Genomic DNA, 17,023 nt, shown 5'->3' on the forward strand with positions numbered 1-17,023 from the left:
CCTTCGAGGACGATGGCCCGTCACTCGCCTTTGGCAACCTGGTCGGCACCGGTACGGACCTTGCGCAATACGGATTCTGGATGATGGATGCCGGCGCTGACGGGCCTGATGCCGACAATCTGCAGATCGCGCTGACCGGGTTCATGCTCGGCGGCGTCGCCCAGGCCGCCGGGAGCTTCTCGCTCACCGAGGGGGCCAACAACACATGGAGCGGCTCGCTGTCGGGCGACTTCAACAACGACGGGATGGTGGACGCCGATCCCCTGACCTTCACGCTGACCGCGCTGTCGGACGGCACCTACGCGCTCGACCTGGCGACGCCGGTGCAGTCGACGACGACGACCGACACCGCAGACGGCGGGCTGGGGGCCGGTGGCCCGGACCCGGTGCAGACGCTGTTCATTCCTGAGCCGCCGGCCACCCCCACGGAGACCGTCGTCTTCTTCTCGGCGAAGATCGATGCTTCGGCGGCCAGCATCGCCGCAGGGATTATCCAGGGGGCAACCGATCCGACGGAGGCAGACCTGGAACTCAACGACCAGGATCCGGACACACTGGCATCGTTCATCGACCCGCGCAGCATGAACGTCAGCACCTCGGGCATCGGGGTGGACAACAACAACCTGAACGGCTACGGCGCGAGCGGCAACCTCGCGGTGATCGATGATCCCGATGGTCCGGACAACACCGATGGTGGCCAGAACACACCGTCGGACGACAGCTTTGTCGTCAACCCGGGCACGTTGGTCGACAAGGTGCGCGTGTTCATCGACAACTCGGTGACCGGCTACGACTACACCGGAGGCGAGCGGCTGCAGTACCGGGTCTTCTATGAAAACGGTACCTGGTCGGACTATACGACGGTGGTCGGCGACCTCGGCAAGGGGGCGTTGCCGCAATTCTTCGAGATCGACGGCGCGGGTCAGAAGATCGACGCGGTGCAGCTCACGATGCTGTACGGCGAGATCAAGATTCCCAACATCCAGTTCGTCACCGTGACGGAGAGCCTCGCGAAGGACATCAGCCTGGACTTCACCGCGTCCTTGACCGATGCGGACGGCGATACGGTGTCGAGCAACTTCTCTGCCGATCTGTTCGCTAACGAGGAGGCCAGCGCGACCTACGACTACGAGCTGATCGGCACGACGCTCGTGTCAGAGGCCTTCGATGTCGATCTGGCGTCGATGCGGAACGACTACCTGATCAACGGCTTCGATGCGAGCCTAAACCTGCGCGACACGCTGGTGCTGATTGGCGACCCGAGCGTCCAAGCGAGCGACATCAACATCGACATCAGCGGCGCTAATAGCATCGTGACGGTTGCCGAGTCTGGTGGGCAAACAACCACCATTACCGTGGTCGGCGTCGACCTTCTGGCCAGCGACATTGTCATTGCCTGAGACAGCGCACGGGTGAACGGATGCGAGGGTGGCCTAGGAACCACCCTCGCATCGCTTCTGGTAGCTCCAGTATGAGATCCGCCCGATCGCATCCGCGGGAAGCGATCGGGCAGCACAAAGCCGGCAGAGGCCCGAGGACTCTGCCGGCTTTCTTGTGTCCGCGCGGCGGACTCAGCCGCCGACAGCCACCGGGGTGCCCGCAGGGGTAGCAGGGGCAACCGGTGCCAGCCCACCCGGCACACCCCAGATGCCACCCAGGCTCTGCAGCAGCGCGCCGGCCAGGCCCTGGCCGGCGAGGAACTGCAGGAGGATCGGCGCGAACTGGCCGACCAGGCTGGTATCCATGCCCAGTACCGAGAAGGCCTGGCCGACGCCCGCCAGGCTGTCGACTGGCGCGGTTCCCGGCTGCGGCGCCGGACTGGCGGTGCCGCCGAGCAGACCACTCAGCGCGCCCAGCCGACCGAGGACACCGCTGACGCCATTGCCCGCGCTGGCGGCGCTGCCAGCGTTGCCAGCCAGCAGCTCCAGCCCCGGGACGCTGCCAGCCAACTGGGCATACTGATCCGCCGCCAGCTGGCTCTGCGCCAGACCGAGCAGGGCGCCGACCCCGCCCATCGCCTGCTGCGGGGTCACCTGCAAGGCGCGCAGCTGGTCGATCAGGGCCAGGGTCTGCGGATTGACCAGGCCGCCAAGCGCTGCGGCGCCCGCCGGCAGCGCCGGGGCGAGCGGTGCTTGTGCCGCCGCGGCAGGCGCGACCGGAACGGTCTGGGCGGCGGCAGCGCCCTGGCTGGCCGGAGCCATCGGCGCGACCGGTGCGATCGGCTCCTGCGCGGTCGCCGCCGTGGCAGGCGCGGCCGGAGTCACTGGGAGAGCCGGAGCTGCCGGAACGCTCGGTGCTGGCGCAGCGGCCTCGCTGGCAGCAGGTACAGCCGGAGCCAGCGGAGCGGCCTGGGCGGCAGGCACGACCTGAATGGCCGGCGCCGCCGGGGCCGGGGTCGCCTCGACGGCATCCCCCGCGGTGACGGCGAAGGCCGGCAGGCTCGCCGCGAGCAGCAGGGCGGACAGGCTGATGGAGTGCAACGCTTGCATGGTCGAACCTCGAAGAAAGGGATGCGGCTAGCCTAAGACCACGCTGCGCGGATAAGTGCTGAATACGCGGGCGAGAATCCGGCGAACGGCAGCCGGGACGACGCTGCGCCACAGTGTCAGGACGATGCACGGCGCCGGGTCGCGCCCTACACTGAGCGGCGAACAACGCCCGAGCACAGCGGCCAGGGGAGCGCCATGGAACAACTGAAACAGCAGATCCGCGAGCACGGCGTCGTGCTCTCCGAGCAGGTGCTGAAGGTCGACGCCTTCCTCAACCACCAGATCGATCCCGTGCTGATGCAGCGGATCGGCGCCGAATTCGCTCGCCGCTTCCGCGACCAGGGCATCGACAAGGTGGTGACCATCGAGGTCTCGGGCATCGCCCCGGCGCTGATGACCGCGCTGGCGCTGGGCGTGCCGCTGGTGTTCGCGCGCAAGCAGCAGTCGCTGACGCTCACCGGCCCGCTGCTGAGCGCACAGGTGTACTCCTTCACCAAGCAGGTGCAGAGCACCATCGCCGTCGCCGCCAGCCACCTGAAGGCGGGCGAGCGGGTGCTGATCGTCGACGACTTCCTCGCCCACGGTCAGGCGGCGCGGGGGCTGGCGGATATCGTCGAGCAGGCCGGCGCGCGGGTCGTCGGCATCGGCATCGTCATCGAGAAGTCGTTCCAGCCCGGCCGCGGCGAGCTGGAGCGGCTCGGCTACCGGGTCGAATCGCTGGCGCGGGTCGCCTCGCTGGAGGGCGGCGAGGTGCGCTTCATCGACTGAGGCCGCGTCAGGCGGGCACAAAAAAGCCGCCTCGCAGGCGGCTTCTTCGCAAGACCGACGGAACTTACAGGCCGGACATCTTCTGGATCGCGCCTTTCAGCTCGTCGTCGGAGCAGTCGGCGCAGGTGCCTTTCGGCGGCATGGCGTTACGACCGGCGATGGCGCTCTTCAGCAGCGCATCCAGACCGCCACGCTCGCCAGCACGAGCTTTCCAGTCGGCGGCATCGCCAACCTTCGGCGCGCCCAGCACGCCGGAGCCGTGGCAGGCGTTGCAGTGCTTGGCAACGATGTCGTCGGCGCTGCGGGCACCGCCGCCGGCAGCGGCAGCTACGGCACCAACGCCCTTGCATTCCTGCCCGGCGATGCAGACCTGGCCCACCGGCTTCAGGCGTTCGGCGATGGCTTCATCGCTCGCGGCCTGGGCGCCAACCGCCCACAGGGCCAGTACGGCAGCCTGGGCTGCCAAGACTTTCTTGATCAGGTTCACCCTTACACCCTCTATGGCTAGTCACGCCCGGGCGATGGGCCGCGCGGGCGGCGGCAGTATAACGGCAAAGCCGAGCCGGCCGAAACAACCCCGATGGTCGCAGGGACTTGACACCTTGGGCGCAGAGCCGACAGCGATGGCTCAGAAGTTGGCCGGGGTGGTCGCACTGATCAGCCGGGCCGGCTGGTCGAAGGGATTGCGGAAGCGGTGCGGCTGGTCGCTGCGGAAGTAGTAGCTGTCGCCGCTGTCGAGGATGTACACATCGTCGCCAACGGTCAGCTCGAGGCGGCCCTCGACCACCACGCCGGCTTCCTCGCCCTCGTGGTTGAGCATGTCCATGCCGGTGTCGGAGCCGGGCGGATAGGTTTCGTCGAGGAACGACATGACCCGGTTGGGATGCATGCGGCCGACCAGCTTCATGGTCACCGCACCACTGCCGATGTCGATCAGTTCGTCCGACTTGTAGACCACCTGGGCCTGATTGCCCTCCTCCAGGTCCATGGAGAAGAACTCCACCAGCGAGATCGGAATGCCGCCCAGAACCTTCTTCAGCGAGCTGATCGAGGGGCTGACGCTGTTCTTCTCGATCATGGAAATGGTGCTGTTGGTCACTCCGGCGCGCTTGGCGAGCTCGCGCTGGGACAGGCCCTTGAGTTTGCGGATGGTATGCAGACGGGCTCCGACGTCCAAGGCTGGCGTCCTCCTCGATCATTCAGGCTAATGGCAAGATTGTTGCCCATAGCATGGCAATACCGTGCAGTATTTTCAACAAACCGGCCGAAATGAGCGAAGTTCGCCGCCGCTGTCAGCGCGTCTGGGTGTAGCTGCGCGGCACCCGCTTGAGGTTGCAGAACAGCTGGTAGGGGATGGTGTCGGCCGCGCTAGCCACCGCGCTGGCCGGGACCTGGGCGCCCCACAGCTCGACCCTGCTGCCGAGACCTGCCTGCGGCAGGTCGGTGAGATCGACGGTGAGCATGTCCATCGACACCCGGCCGATCAGGCGGGTCAGGCGGCCATCCACCGCTACCGGCGTGCCGCTCGTGGCGTGGCGCGGGTAGCCGTCGGCATAGCCCATGGCCACCACGCCGACGCGGGTGGGCCACTCGCTGACGAAGCGCGCCCCGTAGCCCACCGGCTCGCCGGCCGGCAGTTCGCGCACGCTGATGATCTTCGACTCCAGGGTCATCACCGGCCGCAGGCGCTCGGCCAGCGCCTGCGGCTGCGCGAACGGGCTCGCGCCGTAGAGCATGATGCCCGGGCGCACCCAGTCGGTGGAGTGCGGCGGTAGCAGCTGCGACCAGCCGAGCACGGCCGGCGAGTTGCACAGGCTGATCTCGGCCGCCAGGCCCTCGCGGGCGGCCATGAACAGCGCGAGCTGCTCAGCCGTGCGCGGGCAGTCCGGCTCGTCGGCGCGGGCGAAGTGGCTCATCAGCACCACCTTGGCGACCTGGGTGCAGGCCAGCAGGCGCTGGTGCGCCGCGCGGTAGTCGGCCGGGTGGAAGCCGACCCGGTGCATGCCGGAGTCGAGCTTGAGCCACACCTGCAGCGGTCGGGCCAGGCGCGCGTGCTCGATGGCCTCCAGCTGCCAGGCCGAGTGCACCACGCACCACAGCTCGTGCTCGGCGATCAGCGCCAGCTCGTCGGCCTCGAAGAAGCCTTCGAGCAGCAGGATCGGCGCACGGATGCCCGCGGCGCGCAGCTCCAGCGCTTCCTCGATGCAGGCTACCGCGAAGCCGTCGGCGAGTTCCGCCAGCGCCTGGGCGCAGCGCACCGCGCCGTGACCGTAGGCGTCGGCCTTGACCACGGCGAGGGCGCGGGCGCCGCTGACTTCGCGGGCCAGCCGGTAGTTGTGACGCAGGGCATCGAGGTCGATCAGGGCACGGGCGGGACGCATGGCAAGGGTTCTTCTGGCGGGTGGAAATCAGCCCGGCGCAACCAGCCGGGCAACACAGGTTTCAGGGCAGCGCAGCCACCACGGTCATCTCGACCCGGGCGCGCGGGTCGTACAGCCGGGCCTCCACGCAGGTGCGCGCTGGCGCGCAGCCGGCGGGCAGCCAGGCATCCCACACCGCGTTCATCGCCGCGTAGTCGGCCAGATCCTGCAGGTGGATGGTCACCGCGAGCAGGCGCGACTTGTCGCTGCCGGCCTCGGCGAGCAGGCGCTCGACGCTGGCCAGGGTCTCGCCGGTCTGCTGCGTGATGTCGCCGGCGTAGTCGTCGGCCAGCTGCCCCGCCAGGTAGACGGTGCCGTGGTGGATGACGATCTCGCTGTAGCGCGACTCAGTGTGCAGGCGCTGGATGGACATGCTGGGGGTTCTCCTTGGTGGTGGTGTAGCGGGAAATATCCAGGCCGCGCGGGCTGATCTGCGGGCGCCGCTGCGCCATCAGGTCGGCGAGCAGGCGACCGGAGCCGCAGGCCATGGTCCAGCCAAGGGTACCGTGTCCGGTGTTGAGGAACAGGTTGCGGTAGCGGGTGGCTCCGACGATCGGCGTGCCATCCGGGGTCGCCGGGCGCAGGCCGGTCCAGAACTCGGCGCGTGCCAGATCGCCACCGCGCGGGTACAGATCGGCGGTGATCATCTCCAGGGTCTCGCGCCGGCGCGGGTTGAGCGACAGGTCGAAGCCGGCGATCTCGGCCATGCCGCCGACACGGATGCGGTCGTCGAAGCGGGTGATGGCCACCTTGTAGGTCTCGTCGAGGATGGTCGAGGTCGGCGCCATGGCCGCGTCGACGATCGGTACGGTCAGCGAGTAGCCCTTCAGCGGGTAGACCGGCGCCTTGATGCCCAGCGGCTTGAGCAGCTGCGGCGAGTAGCTGCCGAGGGCCAGCACGAAGTGGTCGGCGCGCTCCAGCTGGCCGTCGACCCATACGCCGCTGACGCTCTCGCCGTCGCTCTCCAGACGCTCGATGGTGCGGCCGAAGCGGAACTCGACGCCCAGCTCGCGGGCCATCTCGGCCAGGCGGCTGGTGAACAGGAAACAGTCGCCGGTCTGGTCGTTGGGCAGGCGCAGGGCTCCGGCCAGCTTGTCGGCCACCGCCGCCAGCGCCGGTTCGACACGGGCAATGCCGGCGCGGTCGAGCACCTCGTAGGGCACCCCGGCCTGCTCGAGGACGGCGATGTCCTTGGCCGCGGCATCGACCTGGGCCTGGGTACGAAACAGCTGGGTGGTGCCGAGGCGGCGGCCTTCGTAGGCGATGCCGGTCTCGGCGCGCAGTTCGTCGAGGCAGTCGCGGCTGTACTCGGCCAGGCGCACCATGCGCTCCTTGTTCACCGCGTAGCGCGCGGCGGTGCAATTGCGCAGCATCTGCGCCATCCACAGGTACTGGTCGGGGCTGGCGGTGGGCTTGATTGCCAGCGGCGCATGGCGCTGCAACAGCCACTTCATCGCCTTCAGCGGGATGCCCGGGGCGGCCCACGGCGAGGCATAGCCGGGGGAGACCTGGCCGGCGTTGGCGTAGCTGGTTTCCAGGGCGACGCCGTCCTGGCGGTCGATCACCACCACCTCGAACCCGGCGCGGGCCAGATAGTACGCGCTGGCGGTGCCGACCACACCGCTGCCAAGGACCAGAACTCGCATGCTTGCCTCCCGCACCCGCCACCGCGAATGAGCTGTTGTTAAGGGCTTCGATGGGCGAAGTATAGGAACGCCACCGCAGAAATATTCCCTATTCTTCAGCTCATTTATGGCGATAATTCTCGGCGAAATCCCATTTCACGGAGTGGCATCCACCATGAACGAAGGCAAGAAGACCCGGCGCGACCTGGATCGCACCGACCGCGGCATCCTGCGCATCCTCCAGCAGGAGGGACGGATTTCCTTCACCGAACTGGGCGAGCGGGTCAACCTGTCGACCACCCCGTGCACCGAGCGGGTGCGCCGCCTGGAGCGCGACGGGGTGATCCTCGGCTACCACGCGCGGCTCAACCCGCAGATGCTGCGCGCCGGCCTCTTGGTGTTCGTCGAGCTGAGCCTGGACTACAAGTCCGGCGACACCTTCGAGGAGTTCCGCCGCGCGGTGCTCAAGCTGCCGCAGGTGCTGGAGTGCCACCTGGTGTCCGGCGAGTTCGACTACCTGATCAAGGCGCGCATCTCGGAGATGGCCTCCTACCGCAAGCTGCTCGGCGACATCCTGCTCAAGCTGCCGCACGTGCGCGAGTCGAAGAGCTACATCGTCATGGAGGAGGTCAAGGAGACCCTGGCGCTGCCGATTCCCGACTGAACGGCCGCGCCCGAAAACGACAATGCCCGCATCCGAAGATGCGGGCATTGCGTTGCGCCGGCGCCGAATGTGCCGCGGCGGGCCTTCAGGAGGTCAGGACTTGGCCACCGCGGCCGCCGGCTTGGCGAAGTACTCGCGGGTCAGGCGCACCACCACCGGGCTGAGCAGCACCAGGGCGATCAGGTTGGGGATCGCCATCAGGCCGTTGAGGGTATCGGACAGCAACCAAGCGAAGTCCAGCTGGGCCACCGCACCGAAGGGGATGGCCAGCACCCAGAGCACGCGGAACGGCAGGATCGCCCGCGTGCCGACCAGGTATTCCCAGCAGCGCTCGCCGTAGTAGCTCCAGCCGAGGATGGTGGTGTAGCAGAACACCACCAGGGCCAGCGCCAGTACGTACTGGCCGACGCCGGGCAGGGCGCTCTCGAAGGCGGCGCTGGACAGCGCCGCGCCGCTGGCGCCGCTGGTCCACGCGCCGGTGGTGAGAATCACCAGGGCGGTCATGCTGCACACCACGATGGTGTCGATGAAGGTGCCAAGCATGCCGATCAGCCCGGAGCGCACCGAACTGTGGGTGGTGCCGGCGGCCTGGGCGATGCCGGCGGTGCCGAGGCCCGCCTCGTTGGAGAAGATGCCGCGGGCCACGCCGAAGCGGATCGCCGCCATCACCGCCGCACCGGCGAAGCCGCCGGTGGCCGCCGCCGGATTGAAGGCGTGGTCGAAGATCAGCGCGAAGGCGCCGGGGATGGCCTCGAAGTTGAGCGCCAACACGGTCAGCGCGGCAACGATGTAGCCCACGCACATGGTCGGCACCAGGGCCTCGGCGACCTTGCCGATGCGCTTGACGCCGCCGAGGATCACCAGGCCGGTGACCACCATGGTGACCACGCCGGTGACCCAGTCCGGCACGCCGAAGGAGCCGTGCAGGGCGTCGGCCATGCTGTTGACCTGGACCATGTTGCCGATGCCGAAGCCGGCCAGGCCGCCGAACAGAGCGAAGGCGCCGCCCATCCACGCCCACTTCTTGCCCAGGCCGTTCTTGATCGCGTACATCGGCCCGCCGACGTGTTCGCCGCGCTCGTCCTTCTCGCGGTAGTGCACGGCGAGCACCACCTCGCTGTACTTGGTGGCCATGCCGACCAGCGCGGTGCACCACATCCAGAAGATTGCCCCGGGGCCGCCGAGGAAGATCGCGGTGGCGACGCCGGCGATATTGCCGGTGCCGACGGTGGCGGCCAGACAGGTCATCAGCGCCTGGAACGGGCTGATCTCGCCGGAGCCGTCGTCATCCTTCTTGCGTCCCTGCCAGAGCAGGCCGAAGGCAGTGACGATCCTGGCCAGCGGCATGAATTTCAGCCCCAGCATGAGGAACAGGCCGGTGCCGAGGATGAGGACCAGCATGGGCGGCCCCCAGACCAGGCCATTGAGACTATTCACCACGGTATTGAGGAATTCCATCAGGGGGTTCTCTTTGCTCTTGTCGATGGGGCAGGCAATGCCTGGCGTGCGCGGGCTCTGAAGCACGGGGCGTGCCAGCAGCCCCGCACACATTGTGCAGCGCAACAGCCACAGTGATTACTCAGGTCAGAGCGACGATCACCCTGAATTGGCATCACCACGAAGCCAGCCAGCAGACTTTTCCCCTGCAATCCTGAAGAATCGCGGCATAAAACTCCACGAAAAAACCTGCATTCCGCCCTGCAGCCCGCACCCAGCGCGGTGCCCGCCACTGCTTGGTCGCTGCCCTCCGCCGGCCTATGCTGATGGTTCAGCCACAGCCTGTTACCCAAATGCCCAGCCATAGCCCCGAGCACGCCCCATCCTGGTACGCCGCCAGCGTCAACCGCTACCTGGAGTTCCCCGCACTGGCGGGGGAGATCGTCGCCGACGTGTGCATCGTCGGCGGCGGCTACACCGGACTGAACTGCGCCATCGAGCTGGCCCGCCGCGGTTACGCGGTGGCGCTGCTGGAGGCGCGGCAGATCGGCTGGGGCGCCAGCGGACGCAACGGCGGCCAGCTGATCCGCGGCGTCGGCCACGAGGTCGAGCGCTTCCGCGGCGTGCTCGGCGACGACGGCGTGCGCCGGCTGAAACTGTACGGCCTGGAGGCGGTGGAGCTGGTGCGCCGGCGCGTCGAGGAGTTCGCCATCGACTGCGACCTGCGCTGGGGCTACTGCGACCTGGCCAACCGCCCCGAGCACCTGGACGGCTTTCGCCAGGCCCGCGACGAACTGCTGGAGCTGGGCTATCCGCACGGGCTGCGCCTGCTGCAGGCCGGCGAGATGCACCAGGTGGTCGGCTCCGAACGCTACTGCGGCGGGCTGATCGACATGGGCTCCGGCCACCTGCACCCGCTCAACCTCGCCCTGGGCGAGGCGGCGGCCGCGGCGAGCCTGGGCGTGCAGCTGTTCGAGCGTTCGGCGGCGACGCGCATCGACTACGGTGCACAGATCCGCGTGCATAGCGCGCGCGGACAGGTGCGCGCCGACCGGCTGATCCTCGCCTGCAACGCCTACCTCGACGGCCTGCAGCCGGCGCTGGCCGGCAAGGTACTGCCGGCCGGCAGCTACATCGTCGCCAGCGAACCGCTGGGCGAGGAGCGTGCGCGCCAGCTGATCCCGCAGGACATGGCGCTGTGCGACCAACGCGTGGCGCTCGACTACTACCGGCTGTCGCGTGATCGCCGCCTGCTGTTCGGCGGCGCCTGCCACTATTCCGGGCGCGATCCGGCGGACATCGCCGCCTACATGCGGCCGAAGATGCTGAAAGTCTTCCCGCAGCTGGCCGACGTGCGCATCGACTACGCCTGGGGCGGGATGATCGGCATCGGCGCCAACCGCCTGCCGCAGCTCGGCCGCCTGCCCGACCAGGCCAATGTCTGGTACGCCCAGGCCTATTCCGGCCACGGCCTCAACGCCAGCCACCTTGCCGCACAGCTGCTGGCCCAGGCCATCCACGGCGAGGACAGCAGCGGCTTCGAGCTGTTCGCCCGCGTGCCGCACCCGACCTTCCCCGGTGGCCCGCTGCTGCGCGCGCCGCTGCTGGCGCTGGGCATGCTCTGGGAGCGCATCCAGGAGCGCCTGTAGCTGGCTGCTGAAAACCGGTCTGCGTTGCCGGTACCTCGCAACAACGGCCTCGGCTGCCGCGCCGAGGTTCTGCAACAGACGGCCAGCGCCTACCCCGGATCGCCCGGCAGCTCGAACGCGCCGCGGCGCACGGCGAGGGCGAGGAACAGCGCCGCGCCGCCGGCCAGCAGCAGGGGCAGGCTATGGCCGCTCAGCCACTGGCTGGCGGCGCCGCTGGACAGCGGCCCGAGCAGACAGCCGAGCCCCCAGAGCATGGCGATATGGGCATTGACGCGTACCAGGGCGTCGTCGCGATAGCGGGTGCCGACCAGCACCAGAGCCAGGGTATACAGACCGCCGGCGCTGGCGCCGAGCAGCGGCAACAGCAGCCAGACCAGCGGCGAATGCAGCAGCAGCGGCACCAGCAGGCTGCTGGCCAGCAGCAGCAGGCCGCAGGCACGCAGCAGCGCGGCGCGTGGCAGGCGGTCGGCGAGCAGGCCGAGCGGCAGCTGCAGCAGGGCGTTGCCCAGCACCAGCGCGCCGAGCATGTGCAGCACGCGACCCTGCTCGATGCCCTCGCGCAGCAGGTAGACCGGCAGCAGGGTCAGCGCCAAGGCATCGAAGGCGGCGAACAGCACCACTGCCCAGGCGATCGCCGGCTGGCCACGGCAGAAGGCCAGCAGACCGCCGCCGAGCAGCGCCTGGCGCCCGACCGCCGGCGCGCCGTCACGGCCGAGCAGCAGCAGACTGCCGACCACCAGCAGCGCCGCGGCCAGCCACAGCGCCTGGTCGCCGGCGGTACCGATCACGCCGAGCAGCAGCGGCCCGCACAGCTGGCTGAGGGCGAAGGCGGTGCCGTACAGCGCCACCAGGCGGCCGCGCCAGGCATCGCTGGCCAGTTGGTTGATCCAGCTCTCGCCGAGCACGAACACCACGGTCAGGGAAATCCCCAGCACCAGGCGCAGCAACAGCCACAGGCCGTAGTCCGGCCACAGCGCCAGGCCGGCCAGCGAGGCGGCACTGAACAGCAGGCTCAGCTGCAGGCTGCGCGAGGTGCCGCAGCCGGCGGCGAAGGCATGGGTGAGACGCGCGCCGAGCAGCACGCCGAGCGCCGGCATGGCCGCCATCACACCGATGGCGAAGGTGCCGTAGCCCCAGCCATCCAGGCGCAGCGACACCAGCGGCAGGCTGAGCCCCAGGGCCAGGCCGACCAGCACGACCGCTCCGGTCACCGCACAGTAGTTTGCCCAGCGCACGTCCCCTCCCCGCTCACGACAAAACGGCCGGGCCTTCCCTTGGGAAAGCCCGGCCGTCAGGTGATCCGCCGCGGATTACAGCTTGATCCAGGTCGCCTTGAGTTCGGTGTACTTGTCGAAGGCGTGCAGCGACTTGTCGCGGCCGTTGCCCGACTGCTTGAAGCCGCCGAACGGCGCGGTCATGTCGCCGCCGTCGTACTGGTTGATCCACACGCTGCCGGCGCGCAGGGCCTTGGCGGTGAGGTGCGCCCTGGACAGGTTGGCGGTCCAGATCGCCGCCGCCAGGCCGTAGGGGGTGTCGTTGGCAATGCGCACCGCCTCTTCCGCCGAATCGAAGCTGATCACCGACAGCACCGGGCCGAAGATCTCCTCGCGGGCGATCTTCATCGCGTTGCTCACCCCGTCGAACACCGTCGGCGCGACGAACACTCCACCGGTTTCCGCCAGCACCCGGCCGCCGCCGCAGCGCAGCTGGGCGCCCTCGGCGTGACCGGCGGCGATGTAGCCGAGCACGGTGTTGAGCTGCTGCTCGTCGACCAGCGCGCCGACGTTGGTCGCCGGGTCCAGCGGATGGCCGGGCTGCCAGGCCTGCATCTCCTCGAGCAGCAGCTCGACGAACTGCTCCTTGATCGAGGCCTCGACCAGCAGGCGCGAGCCGGCGGTGCACACCTCTCCCTGGTTGAAGCAGATCGCCCCGGCCGCGGCGCGCGCCGCCGCGCGCAGGTCCGGCGCGTCGGCGAAGACGATGTTCGGGCTCTTGCCGCCAGCCTCCAGCCAGACGCGCTTCATGTTCGATTCGCCGGCGTAGATCATCAGCTGCTTGGCGGTGCGCGTGGAGCCGGTGAACACCAAGGTGTCGACGTCCATGTGCAGGGCCAGCGCCTTGCCCACCGTATGGCCGTAGCCCGGCAGCACGTTGAGCACGCCCGGCGGGATACCGGCCTCGACCGCCAGCCGGGCGATGCGGATGGCGGTCAGCGGCGACTTCTCCGACGGCTTGAGCACCACCGAGTTGCCGCTGGCCAGTGCCGGGCCGAGCTTCCAGCAGGCCATCAGCAGCGGGAAGTTCCACGGCACGATGGCGGCGACCACGCCGATCGGCTCGCGGGTCACCAGGCCCAGCTCGTTGTGCGGGGTCGGCGCCACCTCGTCGTACAGCTTGTCGATCGCCTCGCCGCACCAGCGCAGGCAGCGCGCCGCCGCCGGCACGTCCACCGCCAGGGCGTCGCCGATCGGCTTGCCCATGTCGAGGGTTTCCAGCAGGGCCAGCTCCTCGCGATGGGCATCGAGCAGACCGGCGAAGCGCAGCATCGTCGCCTTGCGCTTGGTCGGCGCCAGGCGCGACCACACCCCGGAGTCGAAGGTCGCCCGCGCATCGGCCACGGCGCGCTCGGCATCGGCGGCCCCACAGCTGGCGACCTGGGCCAGCACGCGGCCATCGATCGGACTCAGGCAGTCGAAGGTCGCTCCGTCGGCCGCCGGGGCGTAATCGCCATGCACGAAGGCGCGGCCTTCGATGGCCAGGATGCTGGCGCGGTGTTCCCATTCGACGCGGCTGGGGGTGCTCATGTCCTGTGCTCCGGATGCGGTGGTTTGATCCATGATGGCCGCAGCGGGAAAACTTGCGCAAGTCCGGGCGCAGCGGAGCCTGGGCAGGAAACCAAGCAGTGTCTTGCAGAATTTTTGACAGAACGGCCAATACGGCGCTATACCGTGCACTATATCGAACACGTCGCCCGCCGCGACATCCGCCAGCCCCGCCGCACAGGTCGCCCCATGAACCGCGAGAACACCCCACCGTCGCCCGTCGCCAGCGCCCGCAACCTGGACGACTACTGGATGCCCTTCACCGCCAACCGCCAGTTCAAGGCGCGCCCGCGCCTGGTGGAGAGCGCCGAGGGCCTGTACTACCGCAGCGTCGACGGTCGCCAGATCCTAGACGGCTGCTCCGGGCTGTGGTGCTGCAACGCCGGCCACGGCCGCCGCGAGATCAGCGAGGCGGTGGCGCGACAGATCCGCGAGCTGGACTACGCGCCGAGCTTCCAGATGGGCCATCCGCTGCCGTTCGAACTGGCCGAGCGCCTCGCCGCCATCGCGCCGCCGGGACTGAACAAGCTGTTCTTCACCAACTCCGGCTCGGAGTCGGCCGACACCGCGTTGAAGATCGCCCTCGCCTACCAGCGCGCCATCGGCCAGGGCACCCGTACCCGCCTGATCGGCCGCGAGCTAGGCTACCACGGCGTCGGCTTCGGCGGCCTCTCGGTGGGCGGCATGGGCGGCAACCGCAAGGCCTTCTCCGCCAACCTGCTGCCGGGCGTCGATCACCTGCCGCACACCCTGGATATCGCGCGCAACGCCTTCAGCCGCGGCCTGCCGGAGTTCGGCGTGGAGAAGGCCGACGAGCTGGAGCGTCTGGTCGCCCTGCACGGCGCGGAGAACATCGCCGCGGTGATCGTCGAGCCGATGAGCGGCTCGGCCGGGGTGGTGCTGCCGCCGCTCGGCTACCTGCAGCGCCTGCGCGAGATCACCCGCAAGCACGGCATCCTGCTGATCTTCGACGAGGTGATCACCGGCTTCGGGCGCATCGGCGAAGCCTTCGCCGCGCAGCGCTGGGGCGTCACCCCGGACATCCTGACCAGCGCCAAGGGCCTGACCAACGGCGCTGTGCCGATGGGCGCGGTGTTCGTCCACCAGGACATCTTCGAGGCGTTCATGCAGGGCCCGGACGGCATCGAGTTGTTCCACGGCTACACCTACTCCGGCCATCCGCTGGCCTGCGCCGCCGCCCTCGCCGCGCTGGACATCTACCAGGGCGAGGGCCTGTTCCAACGCGCCATCGAGCTGGAGGACTACTGGTGCGACGCGCTGCTCGGCCTGCGCGATCTGCCCCACGTGGTCGACATCCGCTGCGTCGGCCTGGTCGGCGCCGTGCAGCTCGCCCCCGACCCGGCCGGCGCCGGTCTGCGCGGCTACCGGGTGTTCGAGCAGTGCTTCCACGACGGCGCCATGCTGCGTTGCACCGGCGACACCCTGGCGCTGGCGCCGCCGCTGATCATCGACCGGCAGGAGATCGACCGTCTGCTGGAGATCTTCGCCGGGGCGGTGCGCAAGGTGGCCTGAGCCGCCGCCGCCCGTTCTATCGTCGTGCTGCGTGACCCTGCCTGTGCCCGTCCCCGGACGGGCTTTTTTTCGTCCGCGCACTGTGCCCGCCAGACATCGCGGGCAAGAAAAAACCCGCCACGAGGGGCGGGTTTTTTCTTCAAGGGCCGGATCAATTACTTGATCTTGGCTTCCTTGTAGATCACGTGCTTGCGAACGACCGGATCGTACTTCTTGATCTCGATCTTCTCAGGCTTGGTGCGCTTGTTCTTGTCGGTGGTGTAGAAGTGGCCGGTACCGGCGCTGGACACCAGACGGATCAGATCACGCATGATTGTGCTCCTTAGAATTTTTCGCCGCGGGTGCGCAGCTCAGCCAGCACGGCGTCGATGCCGCGCTTGTCGATGATACGCATGCCCTTGGCCGATACGCGCAGACGCACGAAACGCTTCTCGGACTCGACCCAGAAACGATGGTGCTGCAGGTTCGGCAGGAAGCGACGACGGGTTTTGTTGTTCGCGTGGGAAATTTTGTTCCCGGTAACCGGACCCTTACCGGTCACTTGACAGACTCTCGACATACCTCAGCCCTCTTAACCACATGCCCAACCCGGCATGGGTTGGCCGCTTGAATCGCTATGAATTTCACTTTCTATCGGGGTCTTACCGACCGTGCCATCGGGCTGAAAAGCCGGGCCCCAGAAAAGAGCGCAGTTTTATAGCAGAAAGGCGCCGCAGCCGCAAGACACACGCCACGGAGCCGACCACCGGCAGAGCAAGAACACAGACCGCGTAGTTTGTCAGATCCAGCCGTATTCGGCGAGCGACACCGGCTCGCCATCGCCGACCACGAAGTGATCGAGCACACGCACCTCGACCAGCGCCAGCGCCTCCTTGAGCTTCTGGGTCAGCTGGCGGTCGGCCTGGCTGGGCTCGGCCACCCCCGACGGATGGTTGTGGGTGAGGATCAGCGCCGCGGCATTGTGCGCCAGGGCGCGCTTGACCACCTGGCGCGGATAGACGCTGGCGCCGTCGATCGAGCCGTGGAACAGCACCTCGAAGGCCAGCACGCGGTGGCGGGTGTCGAGGAACAGGCAGGCGAACACCTCGTGGGGCTCGTGGCGCAGGCGCGCCTTGAGGTAGTCGCGCACCGCCTGCGGACTCTCCAGCGCCGAGTCGCGCTGCAGCTGCGCGGCCAGATGACGGCGGCCCATCTCCAGCACCGCCTGCAGCTGGGCGTACTTGGCCGGACCCAGGCCCAGATGGGCGCTGAAGCCCGCCAGTTCGGCTTCCAGCAGCTGGCGCAGGCCGCCGAACTCGGCCAGCAGATGGCGCGCCAGATCCACCGCGCTGCGCCCGGCCACGCCGGTGCGCAGGAAGATCGCCAGCAGCTCGGCGTCGCTCAGCGCCGCCGCCCCCTGGGCCAGCAGTTTTTCCCGCGGCCGCTCCTGCTCCGGCCAGTCGCGAATGCTCATGGTCAACCTCCCTGTCTCGCCATGGCGCGCCCCCATGGCACACCGTCGCCCATCATCCTCGCGGACCACGCGGCGCGCTGCCGCACGCCGGGCGCTGTGCTATCTTAGCCGCCCTGTTTTGCCACCCGGCGCCGTCCGTTGTGACCCTGTTCGCAGTGCCGGG

17 protein-coding genes are annotated in these 17,023 nt (G+C 68.7%); 5 read left to right on the plus strand and 12 right to left on the minus strand.

What is annotated here, in order from left to right; all coding sequences use genetic code 11:
- Positions 1 to 1,400 (plus strand): hypothetical protein (locus BMZ19_RS22475; protein ID WP_090312835.1); only part of this gene is annotated, 1,400 nt, incomplete at its 5' end.
- A gap of 171 nt (positions 1,401 to 1,571) precedes the next feature.
- Here BMZ19_RS22475 and BMZ19_RS17325 read toward each other — a convergent pair.
- Complete coding sequence (locus tag BMZ19_RS17325) at positions 1,572 to 2,489, minus strand: DUF2780 domain-containing protein (protein WP_244517270.1); 918 nt, start codon at positions 2,487 to 2,489, stop codon at positions 1,572 to 1,574.
- Between the two features lie 195 nt (positions 2,490 to 2,684).
- Between BMZ19_RS17325 and BMZ19_RS17330 the strand changes: the two genes are divergently transcribed.
- Complete coding sequence (locus tag BMZ19_RS17330) at positions 2,685 to 3,257, plus strand: xanthine phosphoribosyltransferase (RefSeq protein ID WP_090312836.1); 573 nt, start codon at positions 2,685 to 2,687, stop codon at positions 3,255 to 3,257.
- Positions 3,258 to 3,321: 64 nt separating this feature from the next.
- Here the strand turns inward: BMZ19_RS17330 and BMZ19_RS17335 are convergent, their stop codons facing one another.
- The 5 genes from BMZ19_RS17335 to dadA form a co-directional block, all read right to left on the minus strand.
- Positions 3,322 to 3,744, minus strand: a complete 423-nt coding sequence (locus tag BMZ19_RS17335; protein ID WP_090312837.1) for a c-type cytochrome — start codon at positions 3,742 to 3,744, stop codon at positions 3,322 to 3,324.
- 141 nt (positions 3,745 to 3,885) lie between these two features.
- On the minus strand, positions 3,886 to 4,434 hold the full coding sequence (locus BMZ19_RS17340) for a cupin domain-containing protein (RefSeq protein WP_090312838.1): 549 nt from the start codon (positions 4,432 to 4,434) through the stop codon (positions 3,886 to 3,888).
- Positions 4,435 to 4,549: 115 nt separating this feature from the next.
- The gene (gene alr, locus BMZ19_RS17345) at positions 4,550 to 5,638 is read right to left on the minus strand and encodes an alanine racemase (protein ID WP_090312839.1); all 1,089 of its coding nucleotides are present in this window, start codon (positions 5,636 to 5,638) and stop codon (positions 4,550 to 4,552) included.
- Positions 5,639 to 5,699: 61 nt separating this feature from the next.
- Positions 5,700 to 6,050 carry a RidA family protein gene (locus BMZ19_RS17350; RefSeq protein WP_090312840.1) on the minus strand — a complete coding sequence of 117 codons (351 nt, stop codon included), beginning with the start codon at positions 6,048 to 6,050 and terminating at the stop codon, positions 5,700 to 5,702.
- Positions 6,025 to 7,323 (minus strand): D-amino acid dehydrogenase, encoded by a 1,299-nt coding sequence (gene dadA, locus BMZ19_RS17355; RefSeq protein WP_090312841.1) that lies wholly within the window; start codon positions 7,321 to 7,323, stop codon positions 6,025 to 6,027. Before dadA ends, BMZ19_RS17350 begins: the two co-directional genes overlap by 26 nt.
- A gap of 154 nt (positions 7,324 to 7,477) precedes the next feature.
- On the opposite strand from dadA, the gene BMZ19_RS17360 reads away from it, so the two are divergent.
- A complete protein-coding gene (locus BMZ19_RS17360; RefSeq protein WP_090312842.1) occupies positions 7,478 to 7,966 on the plus strand; it encodes an Lrp/AsnC ligand binding domain-containing protein in 489 nt (162 codons plus the stop codon).
- A 93-nt stretch (positions 7,967 to 8,059) separates the two neighbouring features.
- Here the strand turns inward: BMZ19_RS17360 and BMZ19_RS17365 are convergent, their stop codons facing one another.
- Positions 8,060 to 9,424 carry an alanine/glycine:cation symporter family protein gene (locus BMZ19_RS17365; protein ID WP_090312843.1) on the minus strand — a complete coding sequence of 455 codons (1,365 nt, stop codon included), beginning with the start codon at positions 9,422 to 9,424 and terminating at the stop codon, positions 8,060 to 8,062.
- Between the two features lie 332 nt (positions 9,425 to 9,756).
- Here BMZ19_RS17365 and BMZ19_RS17370 point away from each other — a divergent pair, with 332 nt between their 5' ends.
- On the plus strand, positions 9,757 to 11,052 hold the full coding sequence (locus BMZ19_RS17370) for an NAD(P)/FAD-dependent oxidoreductase (protein ID WP_244517271.1): 1,296 nt from the start codon (positions 9,757 to 9,759) through the stop codon (positions 11,050 to 11,052).
- An 89-nt stretch (positions 11,053 to 11,141) separates the two neighbouring features.
- Here BMZ19_RS17370 and BMZ19_RS17375 read toward each other — a convergent pair whose 3' ends face one another.
- Together BMZ19_RS17375 and BMZ19_RS17380 are read right to left on the minus strand one after the other, a co-directional pair.
- Complete coding sequence (locus BMZ19_RS17375) at positions 11,142 to 12,287, minus strand: MFS transporter (RefSeq protein ID WP_090312844.1); 1,146 nt, start codon at positions 12,285 to 12,287, stop codon at positions 11,142 to 11,144.
- A gap of 75 nt (positions 12,288 to 12,362) precedes the next feature.
- Complete coding sequence (locus BMZ19_RS17380; RefSeq protein WP_090312845.1) at positions 12,363 to 13,856, minus strand: aldehyde dehydrogenase; 1,494 nt, start codon at positions 13,854 to 13,856, stop codon at positions 12,363 to 12,365.
- A gap of 207 nt (positions 13,857 to 14,063) precedes the next feature.
- On the opposite strand from BMZ19_RS17380, the gene aptA reads away from it, so the two are divergent.
- Positions 14,064 to 15,407 (plus strand): omega-aminotransferase AptA, encoded by a 1,344-nt coding sequence (gene aptA, locus BMZ19_RS17385; RefSeq protein ID WP_090312846.1) that lies wholly within the window; start codon positions 14,064 to 14,066, stop codon positions 15,405 to 15,407.
- A 155-nt stretch (positions 15,408 to 15,562) separates the two neighbouring features.
- Here the strand turns inward: aptA and rpmG are convergent, their stop codons facing one another.
- From rpmG to radC, 3 genes are all read right to left on the minus strand, one after another.
- A complete protein-coding gene (gene rpmG, locus BMZ19_RS17390; protein WP_090312847.1) occupies positions 15,563 to 15,718 on the minus strand; it encodes a 50S ribosomal protein L33 in 156 nt (51 codons plus the stop codon).
- An 11-nt stretch (positions 15,719 to 15,729) separates the two neighbouring features.
- Positions 15,730 to 15,966, minus strand: coding sequence for a 50S ribosomal protein L28 (gene rpmB / locus BMZ19_RS17395; RefSeq protein ID WP_090312848.1), 237 nt, complete (start codon positions 15,964 to 15,966; stop codon positions 15,730 to 15,732).
- 219 nt (positions 15,967 to 16,185) lie between these two features.
- A complete protein-coding gene (gene radC, locus BMZ19_RS17400) occupies positions 16,186 to 16,860 on the minus strand; it encodes a RadC family protein (protein ID WP_090312849.1) in 675 nt (224 codons plus the stop codon).
- Positions 16,861 to 17,023 lie beyond the last annotated feature (163 nt).

It is taken from the genome of Pseudomonas linyingensis, assembly GCF_900109175.1.
Lineage (GTDB): Bacteria > Pseudomonadota > Gammaproteobacteria > Pseudomonadales > Pseudomonadaceae > Geopseudomonas > Geopseudomonas linyingensis.